Raw genomic sequence first — 14,470 nt, 5'->3', positions numbered from 1 at the left:
GGCGCCGGGCTGGCAGTTCACGGCAATGTCCCGGACGGGCACTGCCGTGAACTGCCAATTCGCTGGGCGCGGGCTACTTCTTGAGCAGCCGCACGTGGTCCGGGGTCAGGTCGGAGATCCGGCTGACGCCCAGCAGGGCCATGGTGCGGAGCATGTCCTTCTCCAGAATTTCGATGGCCCGGTCCACGCCGGCCCGCCCGCCGGCCATCAGCCCGTACAGGTAGGCGCGGCCGATCAGCGTGAAGTCGGCGCCCAGGGCCAGGGCGGCGATGATGTCCGCGCCGCTCATGATGCCGGTGTCCAGGATGACTGCCGCGTCGCTGTGGTCCGCCTTGAGCGCGGCCGAGACCTCCGGGAGCAGGTGGAACGGGAGCGGCGCCCGGTCCAGCTGGCGGCCGCCGTGGTTGGACAGCACCACGCCGTCGGCCCCGTGGTCCACCACCCGGCGGGCGTCCTCCACCGTCTGGATGCCCTTGACCACCAGCTTGCCCTTCCAGGTTTCGCGCAGCCAGTCGAGGTCATCGAACGTCAGGGTGGGGTCGAACATGGAGTTGATCAGGTCCGCGACGGTCCCGGTATAGCGGGAGAGCGACGCGAAGGTCAGCGGCTCGTGGGTGAGGAAGTTGAACCACCACGCCGGCCGGTAGGAGGCGTCCAGCACGGTCTTGATGGTCAGTGCCGGCGGGATGGTCATGCCGTTGCGGACATCGCGTAGCCGGGCCCCGGCGACGGCGGTGTCCACGGTGACCATCAGGGTGTCGTTGCCGGCGTTGGCGGCACGCTCGATCAGCTCCAGCGACCGGTCCCGGTCCGTCCACAGGTAGAGCTGGAACCAGTTCCGGCCATCCGGTGCCGCCGCGGCCACGTCCTCGATCGAGGCCGTGCCCATGGTGGAGAGCGTGTAGGGGATACCGGCGGCAGCGGCTGCCTGGGACCCGGCGTATTCGCCCTCGGACTGCATCATCCGGGTGAACCCCGTGGGGGCGATGCCGACCGGCAGCCGGGAGGGCTTGCCAAGGATCTGCGTGCCAAGGTCCACCCGGGAAACGTCACGCAGGATGCCGGGCCGGAACTCGATGTCCAGGAAAGCCTCCCGGGCTCGGCGCAGGGTGATTTCAGCCTCGGCGGCGCCGTCGGTGTAGTCGAACGGAGCCTGCGGGGTGCGGCGCTTGGCCATGTCCCGGAGGTCCCAGATGGTGCTGGCCCGCCGCAGCCTGGCCGCGCGGCTGAACTCGGGCTTCTTGAACTGCATCAGCGGGGCCAGGTCCGAGTACTTGGGGACGCGGCGCTTGAGGGCTGCCGGAATCGGGTCCGGCAGGGCCGTGGCGGGGCGGCTGTCCGCGCCGGTGTCTGCGGGCCGGGTGGGCGCCTCTGGGTTGCCGGGTTCGATCGTCTGCGTCATTGCTGCCTCCGGGCGGGTCTCGGGTTCCTGGAACTTCCTGCACATCACCCTAGGGGGCGTGTGGTCCAACCACAGTCTAGGCCTGTGGTTGGACCACATCAAGTACCATTGGCCTATGCGTACGCACCAGCTTGTCCTGCAATGGATCGAGGACCAACTTTCCAGCGGTGACCTCACCCTGGGCGGGCGGCTGCCGGCCGAGCGCTCGCTCGCGGAACAGCTCCATGTCTCCCGGACTTCCGTCCGCGAGGCCATCCGGGTCATGGAGGCCATGGGTGTGGTCCGGGCCGGCGTGGGCTCGGGCCCGGACGCGGGGACCGTCGTCATCGCCGACCCGACGGCGGCACTGGGCTCGGCGCTCCGCCTGCATGTCGCCACCTCGCACCTGCCCGTGAAGGACGTCGTGGAGACGCGCGTGCTGCTGGAGTCCTGGGCGGCCTCCCGCGCAGACCCGGACGCCCCGGCGCTGGCCGAGGCCGCCCACCTGCTCGAGCAAATGGAGAACTGCGCCGGGACAGAGGAGTTCCTCGCCCTGGATGTGCGTTTCCATCTGGCCCTGGCCGACGCCGCCGGCAACGCGGTGGTCAGCGCCATGATGGGTTCCCTGCGCGAGGCCATCCAGGCCTATGCCGGGCGGATCACCGGCAGCCTCCCGGACTGGGACGCCACGGCCGCGCGGCTCCGTGCTGAACACCGGGGCATCCTGGCGGCCATCAAGAACGGCGACGGCGGCAGCGCCGCGCGGCTGGTGGCGGACCATATCGAGGGCTACTACGCGGAAGCCGGGCTGGGAACCGCTGGCTTATGCGGGCAGTGGCCTAGGGGCTGATCAGGGCGGTGGCCCGCCGGGAGTGGTCGCAATGTTACGGGCCGGATTTTGCCGGGCGGACCTCTGCCGGGCTATGGTCAACCCATGACTAACCGTTGGTATGCGTATTTTTCGTTGGCTCTGGAGGGGCCCGCGTCTAGCTGACACGCATCCAACCTTCCTTCAGAGCCAACAGGGCAGAGATCATTCTCTGCCCTTCGCCATTTCCCGGCGGGCTCTGATCTGGGCCCGCTCCGCACCCCGGAACAGGACCCCCAATGAGCATCGAAGCAGCCCCCGAATCCCAGCAGTCCACCTCTAACCTGCGCGTCAGCGAGTTCACCCCGCTGCCCACCCCGCAGGACATGGCCGCCGAGCTGCCGCTGGACACCCGCCTGGCCGACGTCGTCGCCCGCGGCCGGGACGAGGTCCGCGCCATCATGGACGGCGTCGATGACCGGCTGCTGGTCATTGTGGGTCCCTGCTCCATCCACGATCCCAAAGCCGGCCTGGAGTACGCCCGCCGGCTGGTCAGCCAGGCCGAGAAGCACAAGGAAGACCTGCTGATCGTGATGCGGGCGTACTTCGAGAAGCCGCGCACCACTGTGGGCTGGAAGGGCCTGATCAACGATCCCCGTCTCGACGGCAGCCACGACATCGCGGCCGGCCTCCGCGCCGCCCGCCGCTTCCTGCAGCAGGTCACCGCGCTGGGGCTGCCCGCCGGCACCGAGTTCCTGGAACCCATCAGCCCGCAGTACATGGCCGACCTCGTCTCCTGGGGCGCCATCGGCGCCCGCACCACCGAAAGCCAGATCCACCGCCAGCTGGCGTCGGGGCTGTCCATGCCGATCGGATTCAAAAACGGGACCGACGGCGACCTGCAGGTCGCGCTCGATGCGTGCAGCGCCGCCGGCGCCGCCCAGGCTTTCCTCGGCATTGACGGCGATGGCCGGGCCGCCCTGGTCTCCACGGCCGGGAACCCGGACACGCATATCATCCTGCGGGGCGGGCGCAAGGGCCCCAACTACTCCGCCGACGACGTAGCAGCCACCACGGCCAAGCTGGCCGCGAAGCAGCTCAACCCGCGGCTCATCGTTGACGCGAGCCACGCCAACAGCGGCAAGAACCACCACCGGCAGGCGGAAGTAGCCTTGGAAATCGGCGCGCAGCTGGAAAACGGCGGGGAATCGTCGGCAGCCATCGCCGGCGTCATGCTGGAGAGCTTCCTGGTGGGCGGGGCGCAGAACCTGGACGTGGCCGAGCACGCCGGCGGAACCGACGATCTTGTTTACGGCCAGAGCGTCACCGATGCCTGCATGGACTGGGAGGTTACGGCGTCGGTCCTGTCCCAGCTCGCCGCCTCCGCGCGCACCCGCCGGACCCGGGCCTGAGGACGCGGGACCGGGGATCGGGTGTGGGGATTCCGCGGTCCCTCTTTCACACGGGCACCATGAGCCCCTACAGTATCTAGTACATGGTTGTTTGATGGCTCAGCATCGGCACACCGCCATGTCGTTCTGATAAGGCTGCCGTTCGCTTGAGTAAAGGAATAGGGACATGTCTCCGGAGGCTAACTTCTCCAACGCACGCTTTTTGACCGTGGCCGAAGTCGCGGAGGTCATGCGCGTGTCCAAGATGACCGTGTACCGGCTGGTCCATTCCGGAGAGATGCCCGCCGTGCGTTTCGGGCGCTCCTACCGGGTGCCGGAGGCCGCCGTCGAGCAGTACCTCAAGGGTGCTGTGGTTGACGGGCACACGGAAACAGCCTGAGCCACCCGCGTCTTCTGCGGCCGGAATGAGTGCCAGCAGGCGCCGGGACAGGCTCGCGGTCGTGGTGTGCCCCCGATAGGCGGTACCCTGTTAAGGAACGTTTTACGTCATTGTAAGAACCTGTCAGTTGTGCAGTCTGCAGCTAAGCCCGCGGACCCTTCCCAACAGGCAGGTACTGCATCTAGCCGGTAAGGAACTTTCGTGGGTTCAGTTATTAAGAAGCGTCGCAAGCGTATGGCCAAGAAGAAGCACCGCAAGCTGCTTCGCAAGACGCGCCACCAGCGTCGCAATAAGAAGTAGAGATACCTCACTTCATGTGAATGCCCGTTGCCTACCCGGCGGCGGGCATTTTCATTTTTGCCTAAGGCCACGTCGGCTGAGGCGGGTTCAGGCCAACGACGCGCATCTGGGCGGGCGACTCGGATTGACCTGAGCGCTGCGCTTTCGGACCCACGCTACGCAGATCCGCGTAGCGTCTGTCCAGAAACGTAGCGCCCGGCAGGAAGCGCAGTGGGAAGGCTCAGCGGGAAATGCGGAGCCAGGCTGGAGCGGAGCGGTTCGGCGAAAGGGGCCCGGGAAGTCCGGGGTCAGACTGTGGGGCCGCGGAAGCGGGAGAATCCGCGCCACAGGCCGTAGATGGCCCCGCCGACTGTGGCGGCCTTGAGGCCCAGGGTGGCAGCGCGCCGGCCGGAGCGGAAATCGTAGACCGGCCAGTTGTGGTCGCGGGCGTGGCGGCGGAGTCCGGAATCGGGGTTGATGGCGACGGGGTGCCCCACCATGCTTAGCAGCGGAATGTCGTTGCGTGAGTCGCTGTAGGCCCAGCACCGGGCCAGGTCCAGCCCCTCGGACTCGGCCATCGACTTGACCGCCACCGCCTTGGCCGGACCGTGCAGGATCTCGCCCACCAGCCGGCCGGTGTAGGAACCGTCCTCGACTTCACCCACGGTGCCCAGGGCGCCGGTGAGGCCCAGCCGGCTGGAGATGACCGTGGCCACCTCGATCGGCGTCGCCGTCACCAGCCACACTCGGCGGCCCACCCGGAGGTGCTGCTCGGCGAGCGCCTTGGCCCCGGGCCAGATCCGGGATTCGATCATTTCGTCGTACACCTCTTGGCCGAGGGCCTGAATATCCTCCACGGTGAAACCGGAGGCCAGGCCCATGGCGGTGTCGCGGACGGCATGGATGTCATCCATCTTCTCTCCGCGCAGCACGAACATCAGCTGCTTCCAGGCGATGCCGATCGCCTGGGGGATGGTGAAGGCGCCGCGCTGGTGCATCTTCCGGGCCACGTGGAACAGGCTGGCCCCCCGCATGAGGGTGTTGTCGACGTCGAAGAACGCGGCTTCGCCATGCTGCGGGGCAGCAGCGGGCGAGGTGACCACGGCGGCGAACTTCTCTTCGGGCATGCCAAGAGTCTAGTCAACGCAGAGGCAGGTTCCTGCCGCCCGGGCCGTGGCAGCGCGGCGTATGTTCCGGGCGCGTCGACGGCGGAGGTCCGGCCGGGCTACCGTGGACCCATGCCGCATCCCGACGTCGTCCTCATCACCAAAGCTGACTGCCACCTCTGCACGGCGGCGCGCGCCGCCGTCGAGCGCGTCACCTCGGGGCTGGGGATCGGCTGGCGCGAGCAGCCCGTGGACGACGACGCTGAACTGCGGGAACGCTTTGCGGAGGAGATCCCCGTGGTCCTGGTGGATGGCGTCCAGCGCGACTTCTGGAAGATTGACGAGGCCCGGCTGGAGCGGACGCTGCGCCGGGCGCTGGGCCGTCCTGCCTGAAGCGGCCGCAGCGGCTGGCAGGGGTTGCTTTGTTCGCTGAACTGCGGGGGCTCTAGAGTGGAAGTCACAACGCGACTCAATGGAGCAGATAGTGACTTCGCTGGATTCATCCCCTGACGCGCTGCCCGGGGGATCAGGGCCTGCCTCCAAGCAGATTCCGCCCGCGGCCGTGGCCCGGCTCACCATCTATCTGCGCGCCCTCACCACGCTGCTCTCCGAAGGCATTGACAGGGTCTCGTCCGAATCGCTGGCCGAGGCCTCGGGCGTCAGCCCCTCCACGCTGCGCAAGGACCTCTCCTACGTCGGCTCGTACGGAACCCGCGGCGTCGGCTACGAAGTCCAGTACCTCAACCGGCATATTGCCGCCGCGCTGGGCCTCACGCACGACTGGAAGGTCGCGATCGTCGGAGCCGGCAACCTCGGCAAGGCGCTGGCCCGGTACGGCGGGTTCGAATCCCGGGGTTTCGAGATCGTCGCGATCTTCGATGCGGACCAGATGGTGGTGGGCAGCGAGGTGGGCTGGCTGCGGGTCAGCGACGCCGCCGACTTGGAGCCCGTGTTGCAGCGGACCGGAGCCAACATGGTGGTGCTGGCGTTGCCGGCCGCCGTCGCCCAGGACGTCTGCGACCGGGTGGTTGCCGCCGGCGTGCGGAGCATTCTCAGCTTTGCCCCCGTCATGCTGCAGGTGCCGCCCGGGGTCAACCTGCGCAAGGTGGACATGGCCACGGAACTGCAGATCCTGGCGTACCACGCACAAAGGGCGCAGGACCCGGAAGATGCCGACTAGGTTTCAGTCGGTTCCTCCGGCTCCCGCGCCCTCAGCGTCGGAGCCCGGCCTGATCGTCCTGGTGGGACCGGTCGGTCAGTACTGGCCCGGCTGTCCGTAGGGGTTGGCGAACGGCTGGCGCTTGCTGAAGTACGGCGCCGCGGCCGGAAGGTACAGCATCACAATGCCGGCGATGCCGAGGAGGACGGCCAGGGTGCCGAGGCTCAGCGGGAAAATGCTGAAGATCGACAGGGCGGCGAAAACGGTGCCGAGGATCCGGGCCCAGTTCTTACCTTTGCGCACGTTCAGGGCGACCAAGGCGTAAAGTCCGGCGCTGATCAGGGCGAACACCAGGATGCTGCCGACCAGCACGCCCCTGATGTCCTCGTAGCGGATGTCAGCGCCGCTGCCGGCCATCTGCTGCTCGAACATGTTCCGCATCTCCGGGGAGTCCAGCGTGCCAAGCGCCATCAGCAGGGAGAGAATCCACACCACTCCGGAGGCAACGATGAGCCAGAATGCCGTGTTGACGAGCTTGGGCATGCCGGACGTGGCCTGCGGCTGCTCGGACGGGTACTGGGCGTAGGGCGACTGGCCGTACCCGGGCTGCCCGAACGGCTGGGCCTGCTGGTTGTACTGCGGCGGGTTCTGACCGTACTGCGGTGCCTGCTGGCCGTACTGGGGGTTCTGCCCGTACTGCGGGGCGTTCTGGCCGTACTGTGGCGCGGACGGGGCCTGGCCGTACTGCGGGGCCGACGGCGGGTTCTGGCCGTACTGCGGGGCCGAGGGCGGGTTCTGCCCGTACTGGGGGGCGTTCTGGCCGTAGCGGGGTTCCGGCTGTTCGCCCGGCGTGGGGGAGTCCGGGTTCGACGGCGGGACTGGCGGGATGCTCATGGCGTTCCTTTGCGTGGCGGTCTGGTTCGGATACCGGAAACAGCGTCCTGCCCTGCCCCCAGCATGGTTTAAGTCCACCGTACCGCGCGCTGGCGCCCAGAGGGATCATTCCGGAGAGGTATTCTCGCGGCACCGCCGGACCGAGTGCTGAGGGTCAGATACGGCCCCGCAGCGAGGCGAACCACGCCTGCGAGTTGGGCAGCCACATCAGCACGGTCGCCACGAGGCTGATGACGAAGCCCGGCCAGCTGCCGCCGCCCCGGCCGTCCGCCGCGCTGGCGTTGAGGACAGCCAGCAGCAGCGAAATGCCCGCCACGATCGTGAGCGCGAAGCGGGCCCACTCGCGGCCCTCCTTCATCTTCATGGCAAGGATGACCTGCGCTGCGGAGAGGGCGAGGGCCACCAGCACCAGCAGGAACACCAGGACCCCCATGCCAGGGACCACGGCCAGCAGCACAAAAGCCCCGAAGAGGCCGATGACGCCGCCCAGCAGCCCCAGCAGACCGCCGATGAGCCAGATCCAGTAAGCGACCTTCAGCTCGGTCGGCATCTGCGGCACGGTGAACATGCCGGAGAATCCGCCGCTGGGCATGGCGTCGTAGAAGTTCCGGGGCCGGTCCGCAGGCATTTCGAAGCGGAAACCGGGTTGCTGGCCCGGGGCCTGGCCGGGGGACTGGTAGCCGGGCGGCGGCTGATAGCCCGGAGGTACAGAACCTGCGGGCGGAACATTGCCCTGCCGAGGCGGCTGGGCACCCGGCTGCTGCTGCGGAGGTACCTCATTGGGGTTGCTCATGGCACTCACTTTAGACCGCAAAAGTGCCGGTTTCGATGGAATCTGAGCGTGTTGCGGAGCATGTCCGGACGCCCCCGGCCGCGCCCGCCGCTAAAACAAAACACCCCGTTCCGTCGCGGGGACGGAACGGGGTGCCTGCTGCAGGTCCGGGGACCGGCTGAATGTTGCTACTAGGCAGCGGGAGCGATGAAGGCCAGCTCGAGGTTGATGCCCACCTTGTCGCTGACCAGCACGCCGCCGGCTTCGAGGACGGCGTTCCAGGTCAGGCCGAAGTCCTTGCGGCTGATGGTGGTTTCGGCGGTGAGGCCGGCGCGGGTGTTGCCGAACGGATCGACGGCCACACCGTGGAGCTCGGTCTCGAGGGCCACCGGACGGGTGACGCCCTTGATTGTGAGGTCGCCCTGGAGCTCGTAGGCGTCGCCCTTGGGGACGATCGCGTTGGAGACGAAGGAGATTTCCGGGAACTTCTCGACGTCGAAGAAGTCTTCGCCGCGGACGTGGCCGTCGCGGTTGACGTCGCCGGAGTCGAAGCTGGCGGTCTTGATGGTGGCGTTGACCTTGGAGTCGGCCACGTTCTCGGCGAGGTCCAGCGTGGCCTCGGCGTCCTTGAACTGGCCGCGGACCTTGCTGATGCCCGCGTGGCGGACGGTGAAGCCGATCTCGCTGTGCGAGTTGTCCAGGGTCCAGGTTCCGGTGGTGACGTTGGCGGGGAGTGCCATGGTGTTTCTCCTTGAGTCGGGTGGGTACTGCCGGTGGTGATGCTCTGATCGTTAGCTGAAGCCACATTCGTTGAAGTCTCAACTAACTGCTTCACCCAGTATAAACATGCATTTGCATCTTTTATTCCAACTCCGGGGAACATTTTCCAAAACTCCTCAGTTCTACTTCTTGTAGAAGATTTCGTCATTGCCCCTGCCCTTTGAGAAACTGGTACACATGCCCCCAGCCACTGTTCATCTGCTCCGCCACGGCGAGGTCCACAATCCCGATGGTGTCCTGTACGGCAGGCTGCCCGAGTTCCACCTCTCCGAACTAGGCCGGGAGATGGCCCGGATGCTGGCCGAGCACTTCAGCGAGCGGTCCGCGCAGGGGGCCAAGATCGTCCACCTGGCCGCCTCGCCGCTGACCCGCGCGCAGGAGACGGCGCAGCCCATCTCCGATGCCCTCAACCTCGAGATCACCACCGAGGCCCGCATCATCGAGGCGTCCAACTACTTCGAGGGTCTCCACGTCAACAGGGGCGAGATCCTCAGGCCCAGGCACTGGCCCATGCTGCGCAACCCGTTCCGGCCGTCCTGGGGCGAGCCCTACAAGGACCAGGCCGCCCGTGTCATGGCTGCGGTGCAGGACGCCCGGCTCCGGGCCATCGAACTCGGCGGCGACGGCGCTGAAGCCATCCTCGTCAGCCACCAGCTGCCCATCTGGGCCACGCGGCTCAGCGCCGAGGGCAAGCCCCTCTGGCACGATCCGCGCAAGCGCGAGTGCACGCTCACCTCGGTCACGTCGCTGACGTTCGACGACGCCGGGAACCTCCTGCGCGTCGAATACAGCGAGCCCGCGGCCGCCCTGCTTCCCGGTGCGTCCAGCACCCCCGGAGCCTGAGCATGAACATCAACAACCCGAACGCAACGCCCGTCTCCCGCCGCAGCATCCTGACAGCGGGCGGTGCGGCCCTGGCCGTCGTGCTGGGGCTCTCCGGCTGCGCGCAGGAAGATGCCCTGGCGCAGCAGGCGCGGGCCGGTGACAACAAGAACTACGTGGCCGGCGACGGTTCGGTGACCGAGTTCGCCGTCGGGGACCGCAAGAGCCCCGTGGCCCTCCAGGGCACGCTGTTCGACGGCACCACCGTGACGGCCGAGGCATTCCAGGGCAAGGTGACCGTGCTTAACTTCTGGTTCGCGGCGTGCGCGCCCTGCCGGGTTGAGGCGCCGTCGCTGGAGGCGCTGCACCAGGAGTTCAAGAGCCAGGGCGTGCAGTTCTTCGGCGTGAACCTCCGCGACGAAAAGGCCACCGCGGAAGCGTTCGACAAGACCTTCAACCTGACCTATCCGAGCTTCAACGACAAGGACGGCGGCGTCCTCCTGGCCGTGTCCGGGCTGGTTCCTCCGGGGGCCGTGCCCACCACCCTGGTGCTCGACAAGCAGGGCCGCGTGGCGTCCCGCGTCCTCGGCGAGATCCAGAAGGGCACCCTCAAGTCCCTCATCGCCGCCGCCGTGGCCGAGTAGCGGAGCCGCCGCCGTGAACAGCCCCTTCGCCGAAGCCATCCTGAGCGGATCGCTGCTGCTTGCCATCCCGGTGGCACTGCTGGCTGGCCTGGTCTCCTTCCTATCGCCCTGTGTGCTGCCGCTGGTGCCGGGGTACCTGGGCTACGTCACGGGACTGACCGGCGTCGACCTCCAGAAGCAGAAACGCGGCCGCATGCTGGCGGGCATCGGGCTTTTCGTCCTGGGCTTCTCGGTGATTTTTGTGCTGCTGGGCGGCGCATTCGGGCAGCTGGGCACACTGATCACCGGCTCGCAGAACGCCTGGATCACGCAGGTCCTGGGAATCCTGGTGATCATCATGGGTGTGGTGTTCATGGGCGGCGTCGGCTGGCTCCAGCGCGACGCCAAAATCCAGTCCAAACCGCCGGCCGGGCTCTGGGGCGCCCCGCTGCTGGGCATCACGTTCGGCCTGGGCTGGGCGCCGTGCATCGGCCCGACGTACTCGGCGGTGCAGCTGCTGAGCCTCTCCGGCGGATCCTCGGCGGCCAAGGGGGCGTTCCTGGCCTTCATCTACAGCCTGGGCCTGGGCATCCCCTTCCTGCTGATCGCCCTGGCGGTGCGCCGCGGGATCGGCGTGATGTCCTTCTTCCGCAAGCACCGGCTGGCCATCCAGCGCATCGGCGGCGGAATCCTGGTGGGCCTGGGCCTGCTGATGGCCACGGGTGTGTGGGGGACCTGGGTCGCTGAGCTGCAGTACTGGTTCCAAACCGATGTGAAATTGCCGATCTGATGAGCGAGCGAGTGAGCGAAAAGAAGAATCTCCCAGCCAACGGCACGGAGCGCCCCGGCACGGAGCCCACCGGCACCGCCGGGGCCACCCCGGCCAGCCCGGTCGCGGCGGCGAAGGCTGAAGCTGTCCTGCCTGCGCTCGGCCCGATGGGCATGCTCCGCTGGGCCTGGACCCAGCTGACCAGCATGCGCACGGCGCTGTTCCTGCTGCTGCTCCTCGCAGTGGCGGCAGTCCCGGGCTCGCTGTTCCCGCAGCGCCCGGCCAACCCTGCCACCGTCACGCAGTACATCAAGGACAACCCGGACTACGGCAAGATCCTCGATGCGCTCCAGCTCTACGATGTGTACTCGTCGGTGTGGTTCTCGGCGATCTACATCCTGCTGTTCATCTCGCTGATCGGCTGCGTCGTCCCGCGTGCCATCGCGCACTACAAGGCCATGCGGTCCCAGCCGCCACGGACCCCCGCGCGGCTTTCCCGGCTGCCGGAATACGGCACCCTGGTGATCCCCGCCGACGCCGGGATCCCGGCGTCGGGCGCTATCTCCGACGCCGCCGGGCTGCTGAAGAAGCGCGGCTACCGCGTCGACGTCCGCGACGCCGACGGCGCCCGGCCGTCGCTGGGCGCCGAACGCGGCTTCCTGCGCGAAGTGGGCAACCTGGTGTTCCACACCTCGCTGATCGGGGTGCTCGTCTCGGTCGCGATCGGCGGGCTGTTCGGGTACAGCGGGCAGCGCATCCTCGTGGAGGGCGACACATTTGTTAACACCCTGGTCGGCTACGACCAGTTCTCGCCCGGCACCAACTTCCAGAGCAGCCAGCTGCAGCCCTACTCGGTGCAGCTGGACAAGTTCCAGATCACGTTCGACCGGGAATCCCAGGGCAAGGTGGGCCAGCCCATCGACTTCAAGGCCGACGTCACCACGAAGGAAACCCCGGACGCGCCCGCCCAGAAAGAGGTGCTGAAGGTCAACGACCCCCTCACCCTCGGCGGCACCAGCATGTACCTCACCGGCAACGGCTACGCCCCGGTGGTCACCATCCGCGACGGCGCCGGCAACGTGGCCATGCAGGGGCCTGTGGTGGCCAAGCTGCAGGGCGACAACTACTACTCCTCCGTGGTCATCAAGGTCCCGGACGCCCAGCCGGAGCAGCTCGCCTTCGCCGGCTTCTTCCTGCCCACCGCGTTCATCACCGAGGAGGGCGTGTCCTTCAGCGGTGATCCCGAGCTGTTCAACCCGCAGCTGACCCTCAACTCGTACTTCGGCGACCTCGGCCTCGACGACGGCGCCCCGCAGAACGTGTTCGAGCTGGACGTCAAGGAACTCACGCCGCTCAATGCCCGCAACCTCGACGCCGGCGGCATCACCCTGTCCCCGGGCGCCAGCTACACGCTGCCCGACGGCAAGGGCTCCATCAGGTTCGACGGCGTCAAGCGCTACATCGGCGTCGACATCCACCACAACCCCGGCCAGCTGTACGCGCTAATCTTCGCGCTCCTGGCGGTGGCGGGCCTGGTCACGTCGCTGTACGTCAACCGCCGCCGCGTCTGGGTCCGCACCGGAACCCATGAGGACGGCCGCACCATGGTCGAGTACGGGCTGCTGGCCCGCGGCGAGGACCACCGGCTCGCCGGCGAGGCCGCCGCGATCCGCAAGCTGCTCGCGGGCGCTTGGAACCTCGACGACGGCGGCTCCCAGTCGGTTCCCAGCGGAACAGCGGATAATGGCCGGGCGGACGCCACGCTCCCGGGCCACCCCGCAGCAGACTTCATCCAGTCATCAGCAGGCTCAACCGAGTCAAAGAAGGATCAGTAATGCTCCCCATCAACGAGACCATGGGCCAGTACAGCGAGTTGTTTATGCTCCTCGCGGCCGGCACCTACACGGTGGCTTTCATCGCGTTCGCCTGGGACCTCGCCAAGAGCAGCAAGACGCTGCGCGCCGTGGACCTGAAGGCCGCCGAGCTCTCGGGTGCCGCGGCAGCGCGCGTTCCCGTGGCTGCCGGCGTCGGGTCCTCTGCGGGTGCCGTGGACCGCGCCGGGGCGGACGTGGCCGGGCCGGCGGGTCGGGCTGAACGACCGACGTCGGCCATGGCCGGCGCCGGGAACGCCGCCGGGATCGGGCAGACGGCCGACGGCGACATGCGCTACGCCGCCGAACGCCGCGTTCCTGCCCGTGTGGCCGTCGCGCTGACCGTGCTGGGCGCCGCCATTCACGCGGCCGGCGTCATCACCCGGGCCATCGGAGCAGGCCGGGTGCCGTGGGGCAACATGTATGAGTTCCTGACCACGGGCGCGTTTGTGGCCGTGGCCGTCTTCCTGCTGGTTCTGATCCGCCGCGATCTGCGGTTTCTTGGCACCTTCGTGGTGGGCCTGGCGATCATCATGCTGGTGGCCGCCTCGGTGGCGTACTGGACCCCGGTGGGGCACCTCGTTCCGGCGCTGCAGAGCTACTGGCTGATCATCCACGTCTCCATCGCGGTGCTGTCCTCGGCCCTGTTCACCCTGACCTTTGCGATGTCGGCGCTGCAGCTGGTCCAGTCGCACCGGCAGAAGACCATCGCGGCCGGCGGCGCCGACAAGCTGGGCTTCATGCGCCTGGTACCCAACGCCCTGAGCCTGGAGAACCTCTCCTACCGGATCAACGCCATCGCGTTCGTGGGCTGGACGTTCACCCTGATGTTCGGCGCCATCTGGGCCGAGAAGGCCTGGGGCCGTTTCTGGGGCTGGGACACCAAGGAAGTTTGGACATTCGTGATCTGGGTGGTTTACGCCGGCTACCTGCACGCCCGCGCCACCCGTGGCTGGACCGGCACGCGCGCAGCCTGGCTGTCGATTGTCGGCTACCTCTGCGTGGTCTTCAACTTCACCATCGTGAACCAGTTCTTCAACGGTCTGCACTCCTACTCGGGGCTGTAACCACCCTCGCCCGGAGACTCTCCTCACCGATTCACCATGAATGGCCGCTAAACCACCGCGCTTAGCGGCCATTCGTGGTAGACGGGTGGCTGGAGTTGGGCCTGCCGGGGCCAGCGGACCCTCGCACCTCATCGATTCACCACGAATGGCCGCTATGCCTCTCCGAACCTCGTCGATTCACCAGGAATGGCCGCCAAACCATCCCGTTTAGCGGCCATTTGTGGCAAATGGGTGGCTGGAGTTGGGCCTGCCGGGGCCAGCGGACCCTCGCACCTCATCGACTTACCTCGAATGGCCGCTACGACTCCCCGAACCTCGTTGATTCACCAGGAGTGGCCGCCAAACCAT

At 67.6% G+C, this 14,470-nt stretch carries 16 protein-coding genes; 11 read left to right on the top strand and 5 right to left on the bottom strand.

The genetic code is table 11. The features are described 5' to 3' along the window. Positions 1–73 precede the first annotated feature (73 nt). Positions 74–1,402 carry an alpha-hydroxy acid oxidase gene (locus ACTWQD_RS07225; protein ID WP_443195460.1) on the bottom strand — a complete coding sequence of 443 codons (1,329 nt, stop codon included), beginning with the start codon at positions 1,400–1,402 and terminating at the stop codon, positions 74–76. Positions 1,403–1,517: 115 nt separating this feature from the next. On the opposite strand from ACTWQD_RS07225, the gene ACTWQD_RS07220 reads away from it, so the two are divergent. The 4 genes from ACTWQD_RS07220 to ACTWQD_RS07205 all read left to right on the top strand — a co-directional run bounded on the left by ACTWQD_RS07220 (position 1,518) and on the right by ACTWQD_RS07205 (position 4,280). After that, on the top strand, positions 1,518–2,231 hold the full coding sequence (locus tag ACTWQD_RS07220) for a FadR/GntR family transcriptional regulator (protein ID WP_443195459.1): 714 nt from the start codon (positions 1,518–1,520) through the stop codon (positions 2,229–2,231). Between the two features lie 257 nt (positions 2,232–2,488). Continuing rightward, a complete protein-coding gene (locus ACTWQD_RS07215) occupies positions 2,489–3,601 on the top strand; it encodes a 3-deoxy-7-phosphoheptulonate synthase (RefSeq protein WP_443195458.1) in 1,113 nt (370 codons plus the stop codon). A gap of 166 nt (positions 3,602–3,767) precedes the next feature. Then, positions 3,768–3,980, top strand: a complete 213-nt coding sequence (locus tag ACTWQD_RS07210) for a helix-turn-helix domain-containing protein (protein ID WP_443195457.1) — start codon at positions 3,768–3,770, stop codon at positions 3,978–3,980. A gap of 201 nt (positions 3,981–4,181) precedes the next feature. Then, entirely contained in the window at positions 4,182–4,280 is a 99-nt protein-coding gene (locus ACTWQD_RS07205; RefSeq protein WP_003792170.1) for a 30S ribosomal protein bS22, read from the top strand. Positions 4,281–4,567: 287 nt separating this feature from the next. On the opposite strand, the gene ACTWQD_RS07200 is transcribed toward ACTWQD_RS07205, so the two are convergent. After that, positions 4,568–5,386 (bottom strand): HAD family hydrolase, encoded by an 819-nt coding sequence (locus ACTWQD_RS07200; RefSeq protein ID WP_443195456.1) that lies wholly within the window; start codon positions 5,384–5,386, stop codon positions 4,568–4,570. 111 nt (positions 5,387–5,497) lie between these two features. On the opposite strand from ACTWQD_RS07200, the gene ACTWQD_RS07195 reads away from it, so the two are divergent. Together ACTWQD_RS07195 and ACTWQD_RS07190 are read left to right on the top strand one after the other, a co-directional pair. Continuing rightward, on the top strand, positions 5,498–5,758 hold the full coding sequence (locus ACTWQD_RS07195; RefSeq protein ID WP_443195455.1) for a glutaredoxin family protein: 261 nt from the start codon (positions 5,498–5,500) through the stop codon (positions 5,756–5,758). Between the two features lie 91 nt (positions 5,759–5,849). After that, positions 5,850–6,545 carry a redox-sensing transcriptional repressor Rex gene (locus tag ACTWQD_RS07190; protein WP_443195454.1) on the top strand — a complete coding sequence of 232 codons (696 nt, stop codon included), beginning with the start codon at positions 5,850–5,852 and terminating at the stop codon, positions 6,543–6,545. A 75-nt stretch (positions 6,546–6,620) separates the two neighbouring features. Here ACTWQD_RS07190 and ACTWQD_RS07185 read toward each other — a convergent pair whose 3' ends face one another. The 3 genes from ACTWQD_RS07185 to ACTWQD_RS07175 form a co-directional block, all read right to left on the bottom strand. After that, on the bottom strand, positions 6,621–7,418 hold the full coding sequence (locus ACTWQD_RS07185; protein ID WP_443195453.1) for a hypothetical protein: 798 nt from the start codon (positions 7,416–7,418) through the stop codon (positions 6,621–6,623). A 154-nt stretch (positions 7,419–7,572) separates the two neighbouring features. Then, complete coding sequence (locus ACTWQD_RS07180) at positions 7,573–8,211, bottom strand: hypothetical protein (RefSeq protein WP_443195452.1); 639 nt, start codon at positions 8,209–8,211, stop codon at positions 7,573–7,575. 170 nt (positions 8,212–8,381) lie between these two features. After that, positions 8,382–8,930 (bottom strand): YceI family protein, encoded by a 549-nt coding sequence (locus ACTWQD_RS07175; RefSeq protein WP_066439040.1) that lies wholly within the window; start codon positions 8,928–8,930, stop codon positions 8,382–8,384. A gap of 217 nt (positions 8,931–9,147) precedes the next feature. Here ACTWQD_RS07175 and ACTWQD_RS07170 point away from each other — a divergent pair, with 217 nt between their 5' ends. From ACTWQD_RS07170 to ccsB, 5 genes are read left to right on the top strand one after another with little or no spacing between them, the layout of a single operon-like run. Then, the gene (locus ACTWQD_RS07170; RefSeq protein WP_443195451.1) at positions 9,148–9,813 is read left to right on the top strand and encodes a histidine phosphatase family protein; all 666 of its coding nucleotides are present in this window, start codon (positions 9,148–9,150) and stop codon (positions 9,811–9,813) included. A 2-nt stretch (positions 9,814–9,815) separates the two neighbouring features. Continuing rightward, the gene (locus ACTWQD_RS07165) at positions 9,816–10,436 is read left to right on the top strand and encodes a TlpA family protein disulfide reductase (protein ID WP_443195450.1); all 621 of its coding nucleotides are present in this window, start codon (positions 9,816–9,818) and stop codon (positions 10,434–10,436) included. 13 nt (positions 10,437–10,449) lie between these two features. Beyond that, positions 10,450–11,205, top strand: coding sequence for a cytochrome c biogenesis CcdA family protein (locus ACTWQD_RS07160; protein ID WP_443195449.1), 756 nt, complete (start codon positions 10,450–10,452; stop codon positions 11,203–11,205). Next, positions 11,205–13,019 carry a cytochrome c biogenesis protein ResB gene (gene resB / locus ACTWQD_RS07155; RefSeq protein ID WP_443195448.1) on the top strand — a complete coding sequence of 605 codons (1,815 nt, stop codon included), beginning with the start codon at positions 11,205–11,207 and terminating at the stop codon, positions 13,017–13,019. The genes ACTWQD_RS07160 and resB overlap by 1 nt, the downstream gene beginning before the upstream one ends. After that, positions 13,019–14,122 (top strand): c-type cytochrome biogenesis protein CcsB, encoded by a 1,104-nt coding sequence (gene ccsB / locus ACTWQD_RS07150; RefSeq protein WP_443195447.1) that lies wholly within the window; start codon positions 13,019–13,021, stop codon positions 14,120–14,122. The genes resB and ccsB overlap by 1 nt, the downstream gene beginning before the upstream one ends. Positions 14,123–14,470: the final 348 nt, after the last annotated feature.

The organism is Pseudarthrobacter sp. 1C304, from assembly GCF_052245515.1.
Classification (GTDB): domain Bacteria; phylum Actinomycetota; class Actinomycetes; order Actinomycetales; family Micrococcaceae; genus Arthrobacter.
This window is presented reverse-complemented; position numbering and strand designations above follow the sequence as displayed.